General features: G+C 76.1%; 18 protein-coding genes. 6 read left to right on the top strand and 12 right to left on the bottom strand.

The annotated features are described in order from the left end of the window. Positions 1-57: 57 nt before the first annotated feature. Genes fabI through ACFO3M_RS14150 form a run of 3 tightly spaced genes read right to left on the bottom strand, consistent with a single transcriptional unit; the run spans position 58 to position 2,576 of the window. Positions 58-831: an enoyl-ACP reductase FabI gene (gene fabI, locus ACFO3M_RS14160; protein WP_387989756.1), complete on the bottom strand. Its 774-nt coding sequence runs from the start codon at positions 829-831 to the stop codon at positions 58-60. Further along, positions 831-1,535 carry a 3-oxoacyl-ACP reductase FabG gene (gene fabG, locus ACFO3M_RS14155; protein ID WP_387989753.1) on the bottom strand — a complete coding sequence of 235 codons (705 nt, stop codon included), beginning with the start codon at positions 1,533-1,535 and terminating at the stop codon, positions 831-833. Before fabG ends, fabI begins: the two co-directional genes overlap by 1 nt. Positions 1,536-1,595: 60 nt before the next feature. Then, positions 1,596-2,576: a patatin-like phospholipase family protein gene (locus ACFO3M_RS14150; RefSeq protein WP_387989750.1), complete on the bottom strand. Its 981-nt coding sequence runs from the start codon at positions 2,574-2,576 to the stop codon at positions 1,596-1,598. A 66-nt stretch (positions 2,577-2,642) separates the two neighbouring features. Here ACFO3M_RS14150 and ACFO3M_RS14145 point away from each other — a divergent pair, with 66 nt between their 5' ends. After that, positions 2,643-2,846, top strand: coding sequence for a zinc-ribbon domain-containing protein (locus ACFO3M_RS14145; RefSeq protein ID WP_387989747.1), 204 nt, complete (start codon positions 2,643-2,645; stop codon positions 2,844-2,846). A 34-nt stretch (positions 2,847-2,880) separates the two neighbouring features. Here ACFO3M_RS14145 and ACFO3M_RS14140 read toward each other — a convergent pair whose 3' ends face one another. Continuing rightward, positions 2,881-3,171, bottom strand: a complete 291-nt coding sequence (locus ACFO3M_RS14140) for a cytochrome P450 (protein WP_387990062.1) — start codon at positions 3,169-3,171, stop codon at positions 2,881-2,883. Positions 3,172-3,188: 17 nt separating this feature from the next. After that, on the bottom strand, positions 3,189-4,235 hold the full coding sequence (locus ACFO3M_RS14135) for a ferredoxin (protein WP_387990059.1): 1,047 nt from the start codon (positions 4,233-4,235) through the stop codon (positions 3,189-3,191). A gap of 117 nt (positions 4,236-4,352) precedes the next feature. Here ACFO3M_RS14135 and ACFO3M_RS14130 point away from each other — a divergent pair, with 117 nt between their 5' ends. Beyond that, positions 4,353-4,532, top strand: a complete 180-nt coding sequence (locus ACFO3M_RS14130; RefSeq protein WP_387989744.1) for a hypothetical protein — start codon at positions 4,353-4,355, stop codon at positions 4,530-4,532. A 4-nt stretch (positions 4,533-4,536) separates the two neighbouring features. Here ACFO3M_RS14130 and lhgO read toward each other — a convergent pair whose 3' ends face one another. Further along, positions 4,537-5,754, bottom strand: coding sequence for an L-2-hydroxyglutarate oxidase (gene lhgO / locus ACFO3M_RS14125; protein ID WP_387989741.1), 1,218 nt, complete (start codon positions 5,752-5,754; stop codon positions 4,537-4,539). 100 nt (positions 5,755-5,854) lie between these two features. Next, complete coding sequence (locus ACFO3M_RS14120; protein WP_387989738.1) at positions 5,855-7,111, bottom strand: 3-deoxy-7-phosphoheptulonate synthase; 1,257 nt, start codon at positions 7,109-7,111, stop codon at positions 5,855-5,857. A gap of 133 nt (positions 7,112-7,244) precedes the next feature. Between ACFO3M_RS14120 and ACFO3M_RS14115 the strand changes: the two genes are divergently transcribed. From ACFO3M_RS14115 to msrA, 3 genes are all read left to right on the top strand, one after another. Beyond that, entirely contained in the window at positions 7,245-8,162 is a 918-nt protein-coding gene (locus ACFO3M_RS14115; RefSeq protein WP_387989735.1) for a hypothetical protein, read from the top strand. Between the two features lie 267 nt (positions 8,163-8,429). Continuing rightward, positions 8,430-9,254, top strand: a complete 825-nt coding sequence (locus ACFO3M_RS14110) for an alpha/beta fold hydrolase (protein WP_387989732.1) — start codon at positions 8,430-8,432, stop codon at positions 9,252-9,254. A gap of 114 nt (positions 9,255-9,368) precedes the next feature. Next, a complete protein-coding gene (gene msrA / locus ACFO3M_RS14105; protein WP_387989729.1) occupies positions 9,369-9,884 on the top strand; it encodes a peptide-methionine (S)-S-oxide reductase MsrA in 516 nt (171 codons plus the stop codon). Positions 9,885-10,300: 416 nt separating this feature from the next. Here the strand turns inward: msrA and ACFO3M_RS14100 are convergent, their stop codons facing one another. Further along, a complete protein-coding gene (locus ACFO3M_RS14100) occupies positions 10,301-10,819 on the bottom strand; it encodes a hemerythrin domain-containing protein (RefSeq protein ID WP_387989726.1) in 519 nt (172 codons plus the stop codon). A 114-nt stretch (positions 10,820-10,933) separates the two neighbouring features. On the opposite strand from ACFO3M_RS14100, the gene ACFO3M_RS14095 reads away from it, so the two are divergent. After that, on the top strand, positions 10,934-11,905 hold the full coding sequence (locus ACFO3M_RS14095) for a quinone oxidoreductase family protein (protein WP_387989723.1): 972 nt from the start codon (positions 10,934-10,936) through the stop codon (positions 11,903-11,905). 40 nt (positions 11,906-11,945) lie between these two features. Here the strand turns inward: ACFO3M_RS14095 and ACFO3M_RS14090 are convergent, their stop codons facing one another. The 4 genes from ACFO3M_RS14090 to ACFO3M_RS14075 form a co-directional block, all read right to left on the bottom strand. Then, complete coding sequence (locus ACFO3M_RS14090) at positions 11,946-12,905, bottom strand: VWA domain-containing protein (RefSeq protein WP_387989721.1); 960 nt, start codon at positions 12,903-12,905, stop codon at positions 11,946-11,948. 31 nt (positions 12,906-12,936) lie between these two features. After that, positions 12,937-13,956, bottom strand: coding sequence for a DUF58 domain-containing protein (locus ACFO3M_RS14085; protein ID WP_387989718.1), 1,020 nt, complete (start codon positions 13,954-13,956; stop codon positions 12,937-12,939). Continuing rightward, positions 13,953-15,221: an AAA family ATPase gene (locus ACFO3M_RS14080; RefSeq protein WP_458167154.1), complete on the bottom strand. Its 1,269-nt coding sequence runs from the start codon at positions 15,219-15,221 to the stop codon at positions 13,953-13,955. Before ACFO3M_RS14080 ends, ACFO3M_RS14085 begins: the two co-directional genes overlap by 4 nt. A gap of 387 nt (positions 15,222-15,608) precedes the next feature. Next, positions 15,609-16,320 (bottom strand): C40 family peptidase (locus ACFO3M_RS14075; RefSeq protein WP_387989715.1); only part of this gene is annotated, 712 nt, incomplete at its 5' end.

Genomic DNA, 16,320 nt, shown 5'->3' with positions numbered 1-16,320 from the left:
GGTGCTACGGGGCGGATCGGATGCGGTCAGACGCCCACGGCGTGGCTCTGTGACCGTTCACACGCCCACGGCGTGGAACCCGCCGTCGACGTGCACGATCTCGCCGGTGGTGGCGGGGAACCAGTCCGACAGCAGGGCGACGACGGCCTTGCCGGCGGGCTCGGTGTCGGTGACCGACCAGCCCAGCGGGGCGCGGCCCTCCCAGGCCTCCTCGAACTGGGCGCTGCCGGGGATGGACTTCATGGCCATGCTGCGCAGCGGGCCGGCGGCGACGATGTTGGACCGCACGCCCTCGGGCCCGAGCTCGCGGGCGAGGTAGCGGCTGACCGACTCCAGCGCCGCCTTGGCCGCGCCCATCCAGCCGTAGACCGGCCAGGCGACGGAGGCGTCGAAGGTGAGCCCGACGACCGAGGACGGGTCGGCCAGCAGCGGCCGGCAGGCCTGGGTCAGCGAGGCGTAGGACCACGACGACACCTGGAACGCCGTCGCGGCGTGCTCCCAGGCGACCTCGGGGAAGCCCTCCCCCATGGCCTCCTGCGGCGCGAAGCCGATGGAGTGCACCACGCCGTCGAGGGTGTCGAAGCCGGCCTCGCGCAGCCGGTCGGCGAGCGAGGCCAGGTGCTCGGTGTCCGTCACGTCGAGCTCGACGACCGGAGCCTCCTGCGGCAGCCGCTTGGCGATCCGCTGGCACAGCGACAGCGCGCGCCCGAAGTTGGACAGCACGACCGTGGCGCCCTGCTCCTGCGCGATCCGCGCGGTGGCGAAGGCGATCGACGCCTCGGTCAGCACGCCGGTGACGAGGACCTTCTTGCCCTCGAGAATGCCGCTCATCAGTGCCCCATCCCCAGTCCGCCGTCGACCGGGACGACCGCCCCGGTGACGTATCCGGCCGCGTCGCTCGCCAGGAAGCGGACGACGGCGGCAATCTCGTCTGCCTCGGCGTACCGGCCCAGCGGCACCTGCGCGAGGATCTCCTGCTGCCGCTTCTCCGGCAGCTCCGCGGTCATGTCGGTGCGCACGAACCCGGGCGCGACGACGTTCGCGGTCACGTTGCGGCTGCCGAGCTCGCGGGCGATCGAGCGGGCCAGGCCCACCAGGCCCGCCTTGCTCGCCGCGTAGTTGGTCTGGCCGGCCGAGCCGAGCAGCCCGACGACGGAGCTGACGAACACCATGCGGCCGAACCGGGCGCGCACCATCTTCGCCGAGGCGCGCTTGGCCACCCGGTAGGCGGCGGTGAGGTTGGCGTCGAGGACGTCGGCGAAGTCGTCCTCCTTCATCCGCATGAGCAGCCCGTCGCGGGTGATGCCGGCGTTGCTCACCAGCACCTCGACCGGCCCCTGCTGCTCCTCGACCTCGGTGAACGCCCGGTCGACGGCCGCGGCGTCGGTGACGTCGCACTGCACGCCGAACAGCCCGTCGGGGGCGCCGCTGCCGCGGTGGGTGACCGCCACCGAGTCGCCCTGCTCGGCGAAGGAGCGGGCGATCGCCAGCCCGATCCCCCGGTTGCCGCCGGTCACCAGCACCGACCTGCCCACGCTCGACCCCCTGGCCACCGGCGACGTTGTCAGGTGCCGAACCTAGTCGCTGGGCGCAGGTCACACCGGGTCGCGGTCGGACGCCTCCCGCAGCACCGCGGCCACCCCGGGCGTCGCGGCGTGCACGCCGGCCTGGAAGAACGACTGCTGGAGCACCTCGTGGACGCGCTCGCCGGACATGAGGTCCGCGCCCATGACCTCCTGCTCGGCCGCGCCGGGGGTGAACACGACGGTCCGGATCCCGGCCGCGCGCAGGGCCCGCACCTCCCGGTCCAGCTGCCGCTGGGAGTACCGGCGCATGGCGGCGGTGAAGTCCTGGCGCCAGCCCGGCGAGCCGCTCATCGGCGCCAGCACGACGACGACGTCCACCCCGGCGCGGCGCAGCACGGCGGCGTTGGTCGCGGAGTGCACCCCGCCGTCGACGTAGGCGTGCCGGCCGATCTGCACGGGGGCGAAGTAGCCGGGCACCGCGCAGGACGCGGCGACCGCCAGGTGCACCGGCGCCGGCGGCGCCCCGGGCCGGCCGAAGACGACGCGGCGCCCGTCCCGCCGGCGCACGGCGGTGATCCACAGGTCGCGATCGGGCCACGTCGGGCCCTCGACCTCGCGCAGCGCCCCCAGCTGGGACACGATGTCGTGCCGGCCCGGGGCGAGCAGCGTCATGCCGGCGGTCAGCGGGCGGAACCGCCACGGGCGGGCCAGCGCCCGCGCGACCAGGTGCGGGCCGGGCACGCGCATCGGCCGGCGGAGCACGTCGAGCGGGCGGAACGGCGCGAGCTCGGGGACGGCGGTCTCGGCCATGGTGCGCAGCACGTCGTCGTCGCCGGACAGCGGCGCCCTGACCGTCCACGCGGCGAGGTCCTCCGGCGAGACGCCGGCCCGCAGCAGGGTGCCGGTGATCGACCCGGCGGAGGTGCCGACGACGACGTCGGCGGTGCGGGCGTCGAAGCCGACGTCGTGCTGCAGCACCGCCAGCACGCCCGCGTGGTAGGCCTGCCCCACCACGCCGCCGCCACCCAGCACCAGACCGACCCGGACCATCCCTCCACGGTCCCACGGCCGGGTCGGCGCGGCTCCCCGGCCCCGGGCCCCACCTACGCTGGACGGGTGTTCCTCCTCTTCGGGTTCGGCACGCGGCAGCAGGACCTCGGCCCGGGGGAGGTGCGCACCTGCCCGCGGTGCGGCAACACCACCCGGTGGGCGCGGGTGCGGCAGTTCCGCCAGCTGAGCGTGTTCTTCGTGCCGGTCGCCCGCTGGCGGCGCCGGCGGCTCGAGGTCTGCGGCGTCTGCGGCACCGCCGTCGAGGTCTGAGCCGCGACGGCGGCGCCGCGGGCCGGGCGGGTCCTCAGCCGACGCGCAGCGACAGCGAGCGGCGGCCGCGGATCTGGCCGGTGGACCAGCGCACCGCCGCCGGGTCGGCCAGCGAGGACTCGGGCACCCGGTCGAGCCAGACGTCGAGCGCCACCCGCATCTCCGTCCGCGCCAGGTGCGAGCCGACGCAGCGGTGGATGCCCAGGCCGAAGGCGGCGTGCCGGTTGGCCTGCCGGTCGACGACCACCTCGTCGGCCCGCTCGAACCGCGCGGGGTCGCGGTTGGCCGCCGGGAAGGACGGCAGCAACCGGTCCTCGGCCCGCATCTCCACGCCGCGCCAGGTCACGTCCTCCTCGACCAGGCGCCATGGTGACCGGGGCGTAGGCGCGGAGGAACTCCTCGACGGCGGTGGGCCGCAGCCCGGCTCGGCGACCAGCCGGCGCCGGTCGTCGGGGTGGCCGGCGAGGTGCCACAGCGAGGCGCCGATCGCGCTCCAGGTGGTGTCGATGCCGGCGATGAGCAGCAGCGCCATCGTCCCGGCGACGTGCGCGGGCTCGAGCCGGCGGCCGTACAGCTCGACCTCGAGCAGGTGAGCGGTGAGGTCCTCGCGCGGGTGCTCGAGGTGGTCCTGGATCTGCGCGAGCAGGTACTCGAACAGGGAGCTGCTGCGCTCGAGGCGCTCCTCGGGCGGCAGGTCGATGCCCTCGAGCGCGTTCTCGACGAACTGCCGGAACCGCGGGCCGTCCTCCGGCGGGAAGCCGAGCAGGTCGGCGATGACCCGCACCGGGATGTGCTGCGCGTGGTCGGCGGCGGCGTCGACGACGTCCCGGCCCTCCAGGGCGTCGACCAGCGAGTGGCAGAACGCCCGCGTGCTCTCCTCCTGCCGGCCGACCGCGCTCTCGGTGAGTAGCCCTCGTCGTCGGCGCTGAACAGGTCCGGCGCGAGGTCGTAGCAGCGGCCGTGCCCCTGGCACAGCGACGGGTCGATCGAGATCCTCACGGGCGGCTCTCCGTTGCTCGGGCGGGCGGTTCCTGCGGTGCGCGTCCGGCGGCGAGGCGGGCGGGGACGTCGGCGGCCGCGCGCGGCAGCGCCTCGCGCGGCCGCCGCGGTGGCGCCCGGACTGCGGTCCACGTTCCGGATCGGACAGCGGTCCGTCCCGCGCCGTCGAGGTCCGCGGGTCGCGCGAGAGGGGGCGCGTCGCCCGCCCGGCCCCGCCGACCGGCGCGCGGTGTGACCTTGACAACACCCCGGGCCTGCCCGAGGGTCCTCCTCGCGTTCCGGCACGGAGCACTCCCGGGGCGTCCCGCCGCGGCCCGCGGCGGGCACCGACCGGCCTGAGGCGCGCCGGCGACGTCGCGCCGGAGGAGGCGCCGTGCCCCGCTCCCCCATTCGCCGGCCCGACACGTCCCCCACCGGGCGGAGCCCCGCGACGCCGTCCCCGGCCGGCCCGGTCCGCCCGCCCGGGACCGCGCCCGTGACCGGTCCCGGGCGCTGAGGGTCGGCGTCGTGCCGTCCTGGTGGGAGCGGGCGTGGGCGCGCTGGCTGGTGCACCGGCTGGAGGTGGCGAACCGGCGGTCCGCGTGCCCGCACGACGGGCTCTCCCTGCTCTGCCCGACCTGCCTGGCCGTCGCCGCGGCGGGCTTCCTGCTGCCGGCCGCTCCTCCCGTGCCGCGCGACCGCGGCTGACCGGTCAGTCCCCGTCGTCGGCGAGGACCCGCTCGGCCACGTGCTCGCCGATCGCCAGCGAGGAGGTGGCCGCCGGCGAGGGCGCGTTGCGGACGGTGACGACCGGGCCGAGCCGGTGGACGCGGAAGTCGTCGACCAGGCTGCCGTCCCGGTCGACGGCCTGGGCGCGGACGCCGGCGGGGGCGCGCACCACGTCGTCGTCGGTCAGCGCGGGCACGAACTCCCGGGCCGCGGCGAGGAACACCCGGCGGGACAGCGACCCGCGGAACTCGGCCACGCCCGTGCGCCAGTGCTGCCGGGCCAGCGGGCGCATGCCGGGCCAGGTGAGCGTCCGCAGCAGCTCGGCCGGCCGGACGTCGCGGCGCCGGTAGCCCTCGCGGGCGAACGCGAGGACGGCGTTGGGCCCGACGTCGACCCCGCCGCCGACCCGGCGGGTGAAGTGCACGCCGAGGAAGGGGTACCGGGGGTCGGGCACCGGGTAGATCAGCCCGCGGACCAGGTGCTCGCGCTCGGGCACCAGCCGGAAGTACTCGCCGCGGAACGGCACGATCGCCGGCCCCGCGTCGTCCCCGGCCAGCCGGGACACCGTGTCGCTCTGCAGCCCGGCGCAGACCACCAGCCGGTCGACCGCGAAGGCCTCGCGGCCGGAGGACACCACCACTCCCCCGCCGACCTGCGGCAGCACCGCGGTGACCTCGAAGCCGAGCCGGACGTCGTGGCCCTTGTCCCGCAGGTCGCCGGCCATGGCCCGGGCGACGGCGCGGAAGTCGACGATCGCGGTGTGCGGCGAGTGCAGCGCCGCGACGCCGGCCGCCTCCGGCTCGACCTCGCGCAGCCCCTCGGCGGACAGCCGGCGCAGGCCGGGCACCCCGTTCGCGGTGGCCCGCCGCTCGATCTCGTCCAGGGCGGGCAGCTCGTCGTCGCGGCGGGCGACGACGAGCTTGCCGCACTCGTCGTAGGCCAGGCCGTGCTCGGCGCAGAAGTCGCGCAGCAGGCCGCGGCCGCGGGTGCACAGCCGCGCCTTGAGCGAGCCGGGCGCGTAGTACAGCCCGGCGTGCACCACGCCGCTGTTGTGGCCGGTCTGGTGGACGGCGACGTCGTCCTCCTTGTCCACGACCGTGACGTGCAGGTCGGGCCGGAGCTCGGCCAGCCGGCGGGCGACCGCCAGGCCCACGATCCCGGCGCCGACGACGCCGATCCGGTCGACGGTCCCTGCGGTCACCGGCCACCTCCGTCCTCCGGGCAGGACCGCGAGCCCCGCCGTGGGCAGGGATGGTGCCCGCCCGGGGCGGGGACGGCCAGGCCCCTCGGCGCGCGCCCGGTCAGGCGGTGCCGCGGCGGGACCGGACGGCGGCGGCCAGCTCGGCCAGCAGGGCCTCCGTCGTCGCCGGGTCGACGCAGGCGTCGGTGACGCTCACGCCGTACTCGAGCCGCTCGGGGTGCTCGCGGTCGAGGTCCTGCCGGCCCTCGGCGAGGTTGGACTCGATCATCACGCCGCGGATCGCCCGCTCCCCGCCGGCGACCTGCCCGGCCAGGTCGCCCACGACCGCGGGCTGGCGGCGGTGGTCCTTCTGGCTGTTGCCGTGGGAGGCGTCGACGACGACCACCTCCGGCAGCCCGCGCGCGGCGAGCTTCCGCTTCACCTCGGCGACGTGCGCCGCCGAGTAGTTGGGGCCGTCCTTGGTGCCGCGCAGGATGACGTGGCCGGTGTCGTTGCCGGTGGTCGACAGCTGCGCCGAGACCCCGTGGTGGTCGACGCCGAGGAACTCGTGCGGGGCGCGCGCGGTGACGACGGCCTGGATGGCGGAGTCGACGCTCCCCTCGGGCGAGTTCTTGAAGCCCACCACGGACGAGAAGCCCGACACCCGCTCGCGGGCGGTCTGGTCGGTGACGTTGCGCGCGCCGACGCCGTTGTAGGTGACCAGCCCGTTGACGTACTGCGGCGTGAGCGCGTTGAGCGGCTCGGCGGCGACGGGGACGCCCATGCCGGTGATGCGGCACATGAGCATCCGGGTGGCGACCAGGCCGACGCTGATCCGGTTGGACCCGTCGAGGAACGGGTCGTAGGCGAAGCCCTTCCAGTCGACCTCGGTCCGCGGCTTCTCCGTGTAGGTCCGCATGAGGATCTCGAGGTCGTCGCCGTGCCGCGCCCGCATGCGGCCGAGGAAGGCGGCGTACTCCAGCGCGGCGGCGGGGTCGTGCACCGAGCAGGGGCCGGCGATGACGACGAGGCGGTCGTCGGCGCCGGTGAGGACGTCGGTGACCGCGGCCCGCGCGGCGCGGGTCGTCGCGGCCGACTCCGGCGACAGCGGGACGACGGTGGCCACCGCCGCGGGGGTGACGACGACGCTCAGGCCGGTGATTCGCGCGTTCACCAGGCCGGACAGGTCCGCGCCGTCCGCCGCCGAGACGCCCACCTGCCGCTGGACGCCGGGCAGCAGGTCGGCGAGCGTGGCGTCGATCTGCGCGTTCACCGTCGTCTGGACGTCGAGCAGCAGGTCGGCGATCCGCGTCGCCGCCTCCAGGATCCGGTCAGCGGGGATGGGGGCCTCCTCGGTCGTTCCCGACCGTCGAGCCAACCACAGCGGCGCAACCGCCCGGCGCCCGGTGGCGCACGCCCCGCACGCGGACTCCGGCGTGACGGGTGTGGCGGCCGGGGCGGGTGGGGCGCGGCGCCGCCGCCCGCGGAGACGGCGCGCGCACCATGGGCGCGTGCCCGCCCGACCGGACGCCGTCGCCGTGCTGCCGGCCGCTCCGGGCGTGTACCGCTTCCGGGACGGCGCCGGGCGCGTCCTCTACGTCGGCCGGGCCACGCACCTGCGCTCCCGCGTCGGCTCCTACTGGGGCGACCTGCGCGACCGCCGCCACCTGCGGCGGATGGTGGGCCGGGTCGCGCGGATCGAGGCGCTCGTCTGCGACTCCGTGCACGAGGCCGCGTGGGCCGAGCGCAACCTGCTCGAGCGCTCGCTGCCCCCGTGGAACCGGATCCCCGGGGGCCTGGAGGTCCCCGTGCGGATCCGGCTGGACCCCTCGGCGGACGCGCCGCGCCTCGACGTCGTCTCCGACGCCCGGCCCGGGCCGGGAGTGCGCCACTTCGGCCCCTACCTCGGCCGCCGCAGGGTGCGGTCGGCCGTCTCCGGGCTGTCCCGCGTGTACCCGCTCGCCCACGCCGGCCCCGGCCGGAGCGCCGGCGAGCGGGAGCTGGCGCGGCTGCGGGGCGCGCAGGACGCCTCCCTCCCGGAGCTCGCCGCCGCGCTGACGGCCGTGCTCGACCGCGAGCCGGGAGCGGTCGCCGCCGCGCTGGCGGCGCTGGGCGCCCGGCGGGACGCCGCGGCCGCGGCGCAGGCCTACGAGGCCGCGGCCCGGCTGCAGGAGGAGATCGAGGCCGTGCAGTGGGTGGTCGCGCCGCAGCGGGTCACCGCGCCCGGGGAGCAGGCCGACGGCGACGTCACCGGCTGGACGGGCGAGGTGCTCGTGCGGCTGCGCATCCGGGGTGGTCGGGTGCGCGGCTGGGACCAGGAGCCCTGCGCCCACGCCTCGTCGGGGACCCGCGCGCCGGCCGGGTGGACGCCGTTCCTCCGCCGCAACGCCGAGCTGGCCGCCCGTCTGGTCGCGCTGCCCGTCACCTGAACCGGCGCACCGGTCGACCCGCCGGGCGCCGGCTCCGGCGCCGCGGGGGTTGCGCTCGTGCGGGCGGGCCCACGACCCTGTGGCGGCCGGAGGACCTGACCCCGGGGCCCGTGGCAGCGGGCGACGCCGCGGCCCCGTCGACCACCGAGTTCACCGAACCGCCCCACCGCGGCCGCTCGCCGACCACCGACTCCGGCTGGGATGAGGTCGCACCCGGGCGATCCACCTGCGGACCCGCCACCCCCGCGAGACCGACGGAGGCACGACATGGGCACGATCACGACCGACGACGGCACCGAGATCTTCTACAAGGACTGGGGCTCCGGTCAGCCGATCGTCTTCAGCCACGGCTGGCCGCTGTCGGCCGACGACTGGGACGCGCAGATGATGTTCTTCCTGGCCCAGGGCTACCGGGTGATCGCGCACGACCGGCGCGGGCACGGCCGCTCGACCCAGACCGGCGACGGCCACGACATGGACCACTACGCCGACGACCTGGCCGCGCTGACGGCGCACCTCGACCTGCACGACGCGGTGCACGTCGGCCACTCGACCGGCGGCGGCGAGGTCGCGCGCTACCTCGGCCGGCACGGCGAGGAGCGCGTCGCCAAGGCCGTGCTGATCAGCGCGGTGCCGCCGCTCATGGTGCGGACCGACGCCAACCCCGGCGGCCTGCCGAAGAGCGTGTTCGACGACATCCAGACCCAGGTCGCCACCAACCGGTCCCGGTTCTACCGCGACCTGCCGTCGGGGCCGTTCTACGGGTTCAACCGGCCGGGCGCCGAACCGTCGGAGGCGATCATCGCCAACTGGTGGCGCCAGGGGATGATGGGCGGCGCGAAGGCCCACCACGACGGCGTCGTCGCCTTCTCCCAGACCGACTTCACCGACGACCTGCGCAAGATCACGGTGCCGGTCCTCGTGATGCACGGCGACGACGACCAGGTCGTCCCGTACGAGAACTCGGGGCCGCGGTCCGCGGAGCTCCTCCAGAACGGGACGCTGAAGACCTACGCCGGCTTCCCGCACGGCATGCCGACGACGCAGGCCGAGACGATCAACGCCGACCTGCTCGAGTTCATCCGCTCCTGACCCCGTCGCCGTTCCGGGCTGGTCTCCCCACCGGCTCCCGGCCACGGGAGCCGGTGGGAAGACCAGCCCCGGTCGCGGTGTTCAGCCTCCCGCCTGACTCAGAGGGAGGCACACGTGACCACCGAGACCGCGATCCTCGCCGGCGGCTGCTTCTGGGGCGCGCAGGACCTGCTGCGCAAGCGCCCGGGGGTGCTCTCGAGCCGCGTCGGGTACTCCGGCGGCGACACCCCGAACGCCACGTACCGCGACCACGGCGACCACGCCGAGGCGGTCGAGATCGTCTTCGACCCCGACGTGATCTCGTTCCGGGAGCTCCTGGAGTTCTTCTTCCAGATCCACGACCCGACGACGGTGGACCGGCAGGGCAACGACGTGGGCCGGAGCTACCGCTCGGCGATCTTCTACACGAGCGAGGAGCAGCGACGCGTCGCCCTCGACACGATCGCCGACGTCGACGCCTCGGGCCTGTGGCCCGGGAAGGTCGTGACGGAGGTGTCGCCGGCCGGCCCGTTCTGGGAGGCCGAGGAGGAGCACCAGGACTACCTGCAGAAGTACCCGTGGGGCTACACCTGCCACTACGTGCGGCCCGACTGGGTGCTCCCGCGCCGGGAGGCGCAGACCGCTCGATGACGTGAGGTCCCGGCCGGCCCGCCTCACCCGGCGGGCCGGCCGCCCACCGGCAGCACGACCGGCCGCGGACGCCCCGGGCCTCACGGGCACGCGAGCCGTGCGGATCACCCGCTTCGGCGGCCCCGAGGTCCTCGACGTCGTCGACCTCCCCGACCCCGTCCCCGGCGAGGGCCAGCAGCTCCACGAGGTGGGCGCGGCCGGCGCGGACCACGCCGACGACCCGCCGACGGCTGTCCTGCGGCTGACCTCACGGCTCCGGCCCACGCGACCCGACGGAGACGGTCAGCCGACAGCCGGGGTGCGGTCGCCCGGGTCGGTGGCCACTGGGACGAGGAGTCCGCACCGACCAGCAGCCGCCGGATCCGCGACCCGGGGTCCGGCCGGACAGCCGGCCGCCCGGACGAGGAGCGGCGCGCTCAGAGGGACGGATCACCCTCCGGCACCTCGGTCGCGACCACCTCGGCCAATTCCGCGTCCTCGCCGGACAGCCCCTCGGCCTGCTCGTGCTCGTCGTGGAACGCCAGCCAGCGCATCCCGAGGGCCTCCCGCTGCTCGTCGTCGACGGCCTCCTTGAACGAGGGGAAGAAGTCCGTCTCCTCCTCGGCCATGTGGTCGGCGTTGACCTGCCGCGCGGTGCGCACCGCCTCCCACCAGGCCTCGCTGCCGACCTCGTGCTCCCCGACGGCGGCCGCGGCGTGCCGGATCTCGTTGTGGTCGTGCACGCCCTCCGCCGTCTCCTGCTCGCCGTCCGCCTCCTGCGCGAGCAGCGGGTAGAACAGCTGCTCCTCGGCGACGGCGTGGACCTCGAGCTTGGCGTGCAGGGCCTCCCACGCCGCGGCGAGCTCCTGGCCGGACAGGTCCTCGAGCGCCGAGAACTCCCGCCGGAAGACCTCGTGCTCGGCCAGGACGAGGGCGGTGATCTCGAAGTCGGACATGCCGGACACCTACCCGCACCGAGGGGAGGTAGGCCGGCGGAGCAGGCCCGGGCGCTCCCGGGGCCGGCCGCCGCCGTTCACGGTCGGCCGGGCCCACGCCATAGCCTCAGCTGCATGCGTGCCGTGCAGATCACCCGCTTCGGCGGCCCCGAGGTCCTCGACGTCGTCGACCTCCCCGACCCCGTCCCCGGCGACGGCCAGCAGCTCTACGAGGTGAGCGCGGCCGGCGTGAACTACGCCGACACCCACCAGACCGAGGACAGCTACCTCGCCCCGCAGACGCTGCCGCTGATCCCGGGCGCGGAGTTCGTCGGCCGGCCGGTGGGCGGCGGCGAGCGCGTCGTCGGCCTGCTCGACGGCGGCGGCTACGCGGAGAAGGTCGTCGCCAACCCGCGGTTGACCTGGCCGGTGCCCGACGCCGTCACCGACGAGCAGGCCCTCGCCCTCGTGCTGCAGGGCACCACCGCCTGGCACCTGCTGCGCACCAGCGCGCACCTGGCCGCGGGCGAGTCGGTCGTCGTCATCGCCGGCGCCGGCGGGGTCGGCTCGCTGGCCGTCCAGCTGGCCAAGCGGTGGGGCGCCGGGCGGGTCGTCGCGACCGCCTCCAGCCCGGAGAAGCGCGCGCTGGCCGAGGAGCTCGGCGCCGACGCCACCGTCGACCCGGCGCTGGCCGACGACGACCCGAAGACGTTCACCGCCGCGCTGCGCGAGGCCAACGGCGGCAAGCGGGTCGACGTCGTCCTGGAGATGACCGGCGGCAACGTCTTCGACGGCTCGTTGTCCGCGCTGGCGCCGTTCGGCCGGCTCGTGGCCTACGGCATGGCCGGCCGCCGCCCGCCGAAGCCGGTGCAGGCGCCGTCGCTCATGGGCACCAGCCGCGCGGTCGTCGGCTTCTGGCTGGCGCACTGCTTCAGCCGCCCGGCCATGCTCGACGACGCCATGACCGAGCTGCTCCAGCTCACCGCCGACGGGGCGCTCAAGCCGGTCGGCGGCGGCCGCTACCCGCTGACCGCCGTCCGCGAGGCGCACCAGGACATCCTGTCCCGCCGCACCGCCGGCAAGCTCGTCCTCGACCCGACCGAGTAGGGCCCCGGGCCGGGGAGGGTGCCCTCCCCGGCCCGGTCCGTCAGAAGAGGCGCTGCAGGCGCCAGGCCGCGAGGCCCAGCCCGCACGCCAGCAGCAGCGTGGCGACGCGGACGAACCAGTACGAGACGTCCCGCGGCTCGGTGGTGTAGCCGATCTGGCTGCCGAGGTCGTCGTAGACCGCCTCGAGCTCGGCGCGGCTGCGCGCCTCGTTGTACTGCCCGCCGGTCTCGTCGGCGATCTGCCGCAGCGCGTCGCGGTCGATCGGCACCGGCGTCACCTCGCCGCCGATCTCGATCGAGCCGTAGTCGGTGCCGAACGCGATCGTCGACACCGGCACCTCGGCCGCCTGCGCCGCCGCGATGGCCTGCGTGTTCTCCCGGCCCACGGTGTTGTAGCCGTCGGACAGCAGCAGGATCCGCGCCGGCGGCAGCTGCTCGGGGTCCTCGACGTCGAGCGTCGACTGGAACGTGGTGATCGTGGTCAGCGAGGTGAAGATCGCCTCGCCGATCGCCGTCGCCTCCGACAGCTCCAGGTTCTGGATCGCGCCGCGCACCTGCTCGCGGTCGGTGGTCGGTGCCACCAGCGTCGAGGCGGTGCCGGAGAACGACACCAGCCCCAGGTTGATCCGCTCCGGGAGGATGTCGACGAAGTCGCTGGCGGCGTCCTTCATCGCCTCGAACCGGCTGGGCTCGATGTCCTCGGCCTGCATCGACAGCGAGACGTCCAGCGCGAGGACGACGGTCGCGGTCTCCCGCGGCACCCGGACCTCGGTGCTCGGCTGCGCCAGCGACAGCACCAGCCCCAGCAGCGCGGCCAGCGTCAGGCCGAACGCGACGTGCCGCACCCAGCCGGCCCGCTTGGGCAGCAGGCTCTGCGCCAGCCCGGTCTGGGAGAACCGCGCCGCGTACACCCGGCGGCGCAGCTGGCGGACGACGTAGAGGACCGCCAGCGCGACGACGGGGACGAGCGCGATCAGCCACAGCGGTGACTGGAAACTCACGGGCGGGCCTCTCTCGTGGTGCGGGGGGAGCTCACCGGGACGCCCCGCCGCTGCCGGCGCGCCGCCGGTCGGCGACGAACCGGACGACGTCCATCACCCAGTCGCGGTCGGTGCGCAGCTGCAGGTGCCCGGCCCCGGCGCGGCGCAGCGAGGCGGCGATCGCCCGCCGCTGCTCGGCCGCGGCCTCGGCGAAGCGGGCGCGGAAGCGCGGGTCGCCGGTGGGCACCTCGAGCGTCTGCCCGGTCTCCGGGTCGACGACGGTCAGCGGGCCGACGTCGGGCAGCTCCAGCTCGCGCGGGTCGACCACCTCGATGGCCAGCAGCTCGTGCCGGGCGCCCAGACCCCGCAGCGGGCGCTCCCAGTCCAGGTCGCCGAGGAAGTCGGAGACGACGACCACCAGCCCGCGGCGGCGCGGCGGGCGGCGCAGCGTCTCCAGCGCGGCGGCCAGGTCGCCGCGGCGGCCGGTCGTGGCCCGCGGGGTGGCGACGACGGCGCGCAGCAGCCGGTCGGCGGCCAGCCGCCCCGCCTGCGCCGGGTACCGGTCGACCCGCTCGCCGGTGGTGACGACGGCGCCGAGCCGGTTGCCGCCGCGCACCGTGAGGTGGCTGACCGCGGCGAGCCCGGCGATCGCGAGGTCCCGCTTGTCGCAGTTGCCGGTGCCGAAGTCGAGGCTGGCCGAGAGGTCGACCACCGCCCAGGTCTCCAGCTCGCGGTCGGCGATCGTCTCGCGGACGTGCGGCACCTGCGTGCGGGCGGTCACCGGCCAGTCCATGCGCCGGACGTCGTCGCCGGGGTGGTAGGTCCGGGAGTCGCCGGCCTCGCTGCCGGAGCCGGGCACCAGACCGAGGTGGTCGCCCTGCAGCAGCCCGTCCAGGCGCCGGCGGACGGTGAGCTCCAGCCGCTGCAGCAGCACGTCGGCCGGGCCCTCGCCGAAGTGCGGCAGGTCGCCGTCGGGGTCGGCCGTCGCGACGGCAGGGGCGCCGGCGTCGGGCTCGTCGGCGGGCGCGGCCGGGTCCTCCCCGGTCCGCGCCCGGCCGCGCCGCAGTCTCACGCCTGCGGGGTCCCCGGGACGTGCCCGTTGCCGCCGGGAGCCTGGGGCGCCTGGCCGTTGCCGGTCCGGGCCTGCGGGGGCTGGCCGTTGGGGGCCGGGCCGCCGGGCTGGGGCTGCGGGGCGGGCGGGAAGCCGGGCCCGTAGGGGCCCTGCGGACCGCCCGGCGGCGGGCCGTACTGCGGCGCCCCCGGCGGCGGCACCTGCGGCCCGCCCGGCGCGGCCGGGCCGAAGCCGCCGGCGCGCTGCCGCGGGGTGACCTGGGGCAGCGGCACCGTCTGCAGGATCCGCTTGACCACGTGGTCGGCGGGCACGCCGTCGGCCAGCGCGTCGTAGGACAGCACCAGCCGGTGGCGCAGCACGTCGGTGGTGACGTCGAGGACGTCCTGCGGCAGCACGTAGTCGCGGCCGCGGACCAGCGCCAGCGCCCGGCTGGCGGCGATCAGGCCGAGCGAGGCGCGCGGGCTCGCGCCGTAGGAGACCCACGAGGCGACGTCGTCCATGCCGTGCTCGCGCGGCTGCCGGGTGGCGACGACGAGCCGGACGACGTAGTCGACCAGCGCGTGGTGCACGAACACCTGCGAGGCGGTGCGCTGCATGCGGCGCAGGTCCTCGGGGCCGAGGACGGTCTCGGGCACCGGCGGGTTCGCGCCCATCCGGTAGATGATCTCGCGCTCCTCCTCCGGCGTCGGGTAGTCGACGAGCACCTTCATGAGGAAGCGGTCGCGCTGGGCCTCGGGCAGCGGGTAGACGCCCTCGGACTCGATCGGGTTCTGCGTGGCCAGCACGAGGAACGGGTCGGGCAGCGGGTGGGTGACGCCGCCGATGGAGACCTGCCGCTCGGCCATGACCTCCAGCAGCGCCGACTGCACCTTCGCCGGCGCGCGGTTGATCTCGTCGGTCAGGACGAAGTTGGCGAACACCGGGCCGAGCTCGGTGTCGAAGGCGTCCTGCCCGGCCTTGTAGATGCGGGTGCCGAGGATGTCGGCCGGCACCAGGTCGGGGGTGAACTGCAGGCGGGCGAACTTCCCGCCGACGACGGTGGCCAGCGTCTCGACGGCGAGGGTCTTCGCGACGCCGGGCACGCCCTCGAGCAGCACGTGGCCGCGGGCGAGCAGGGCCACCAGCATCCGCTCGACCAGCCGGTCCTGGCCGACGATGACCCGCTTGATCTCGAACAGCGCGCGCTCCAGCAGCGCGGCGTCCACCGAGGGCGGGACCGGTGCGCCGGCGGGCTTCTCGAGCGGGGTGCTGGCGGCGGTGGTCACAGGGCTCCCTGTCGTGCCGGTCCGCGGCCTCCGGACGCGTCACGGGAGCGACACGGGGGCCGGTGACGGGGCCTCTCGCCCGTCCCACGAGCCAGTGTCCTACACGCGGCCGGGAGTCCGACCGCCGTGCGCGCTGGCACGCCGGGCGCCCGTCCCGGGGTGCTCCGCGCGACGCGCCGGGCGACGCGCCGATCGGAGGACGAAGGCCGCGGCGCGCCGGGTCTTCCCCCTGCCCCGCCGGGGCCCCTGCTGCTAGCGTGGCCCCTGCGTCGGGCAGCTCCCCCCGTGGCTGCCCGACGCCCCGAACTCTCGCCCCGTCCGCTCCCCGTGGCCTCCCCGCAGGGTCCCGCCGCGGGCCTGCGAGCGGCGGGGCAGCGAGGTCCTCCCTCAGGCGGTCGGCCGCACGGCTCCGAAGTAGTCGCTGCCGTACCACATCGACGACACCCGGACGACGTCGCCGCTCTGCGGCGCCTGCACCACCTTGCCGTCGCCGATGTAGAGCGCCACGTGGTAGATGTCCAGGTACGAGCTGCCGTTGGCCCAGAAGACCAGGTCACCGGCGCGCAGGTCCGCCCGGGCGACGGTCTTGCCGCGGTTGAGCCACCACTGGTCGCGGCTGGTGCCGCCGATCCGGATGCCGGCCTGGGCGTAGGCGTACTCGGTCAGCCCCGAGCAGTCGAAGCCGTAGACCCGGGTGTCCGGCGGGATGCCGTAGGACGGGCCGTTGGCGCCGCCACCGCCCCAGCTGTAGGGCAGGCCGCGCTGCGACAGCGCCGCGTCGACGGCCGTCTGCACCGCCGAGCCGGAGGGCGCGCCGGCCGTCGTGGTGGCCGGCGGCGTCGGGTTGCTGCTCGACGACCCGCCCGACGACGGGCGGCTCGAGGACGAGCCCGACGACGAGCCCGACGAGGACGACGACGACGAGGAGGACGAGGAGGCGGCCGGGCCGCGCGACGGCGCGGCCTGGCTCGCCGAGGCGGCCGCCGCGGGGCGGGCGGCCGCGGCGGCCTCCTGCTCGGCGGGCATGCCGGCCACCTGCTGCCCGGCGGCCTCGGCCTCGGCGGCGACGGCGTCGCGCTGCTCGGCGAGCGCGGCGCTC

It is taken from the genome of Geodermatophilus arenarius (genome assembly GCF_042654585.1).
Classification (GTDB): Bacteria; Actinomycetota; Actinomycetes; order Mycobacteriales; family Geodermatophilaceae; genus Geodermatophilus; species Geodermatophilus arenarius.
The sequence above is the reverse complement of the archived record's forward strand: the minus strand, read 5'-3'. Positions and strand labels throughout refer to the sequence as shown.

Excerpts from the sequence above, each read along its gene's own strand:
- fabI (WP_387989756.1), bottom strand. The coding sequence starts at position 831 with ATGAGCGGCATTCTCGAGGGCAAGAAGGTCCTCGTCACCGGCGTGCTG.
- ACFO3M_RS14150 (WP_387989750.1), bottom strand. The coding sequence starts at position 2,576 with ATGGTCCGGGTCGGTCTGGTGCTGGGTGGCGGCGGCGTGGTGGGGCAG.
- ACFO3M_RS14140 (WP_387990062.1), bottom strand. The coding sequence starts at position 3,171 with ATGCGGGCCGAGGACCGGTTGCTGCCGTCCTTCCCGGCGGCCAACCGC.
- ACFO3M_RS14135 (WP_387990059.1), bottom strand. The coding sequence starts at position 4,235 with ATGGGGGAGCGGGGCACGGCGCCTCCTCCGGCGCGACGTCGCCGGCGC.
- ACFO3M_RS14110 (WP_387989732.1), top strand. The coding sequence starts at position 8,430 with ATGGGCACGATCACGACCGACGACGGCACCGAGATCTTCTACAAGGAC.
- ACFO3M_RS14100 (WP_387989726.1), bottom strand. The coding sequence starts at position 10,819 with ATGTCCGACTTCGAGATCACCGCCCTCGTCCTGGCCGAGCACGAGGTC.
- ACFO3M_RS14095 (WP_387989723.1), top strand. The coding sequence starts at position 10,934 with ATGCGTGCCGTGCAGATCACCCGCTTCGGCGGCCCCGAGGTCCTCGAC.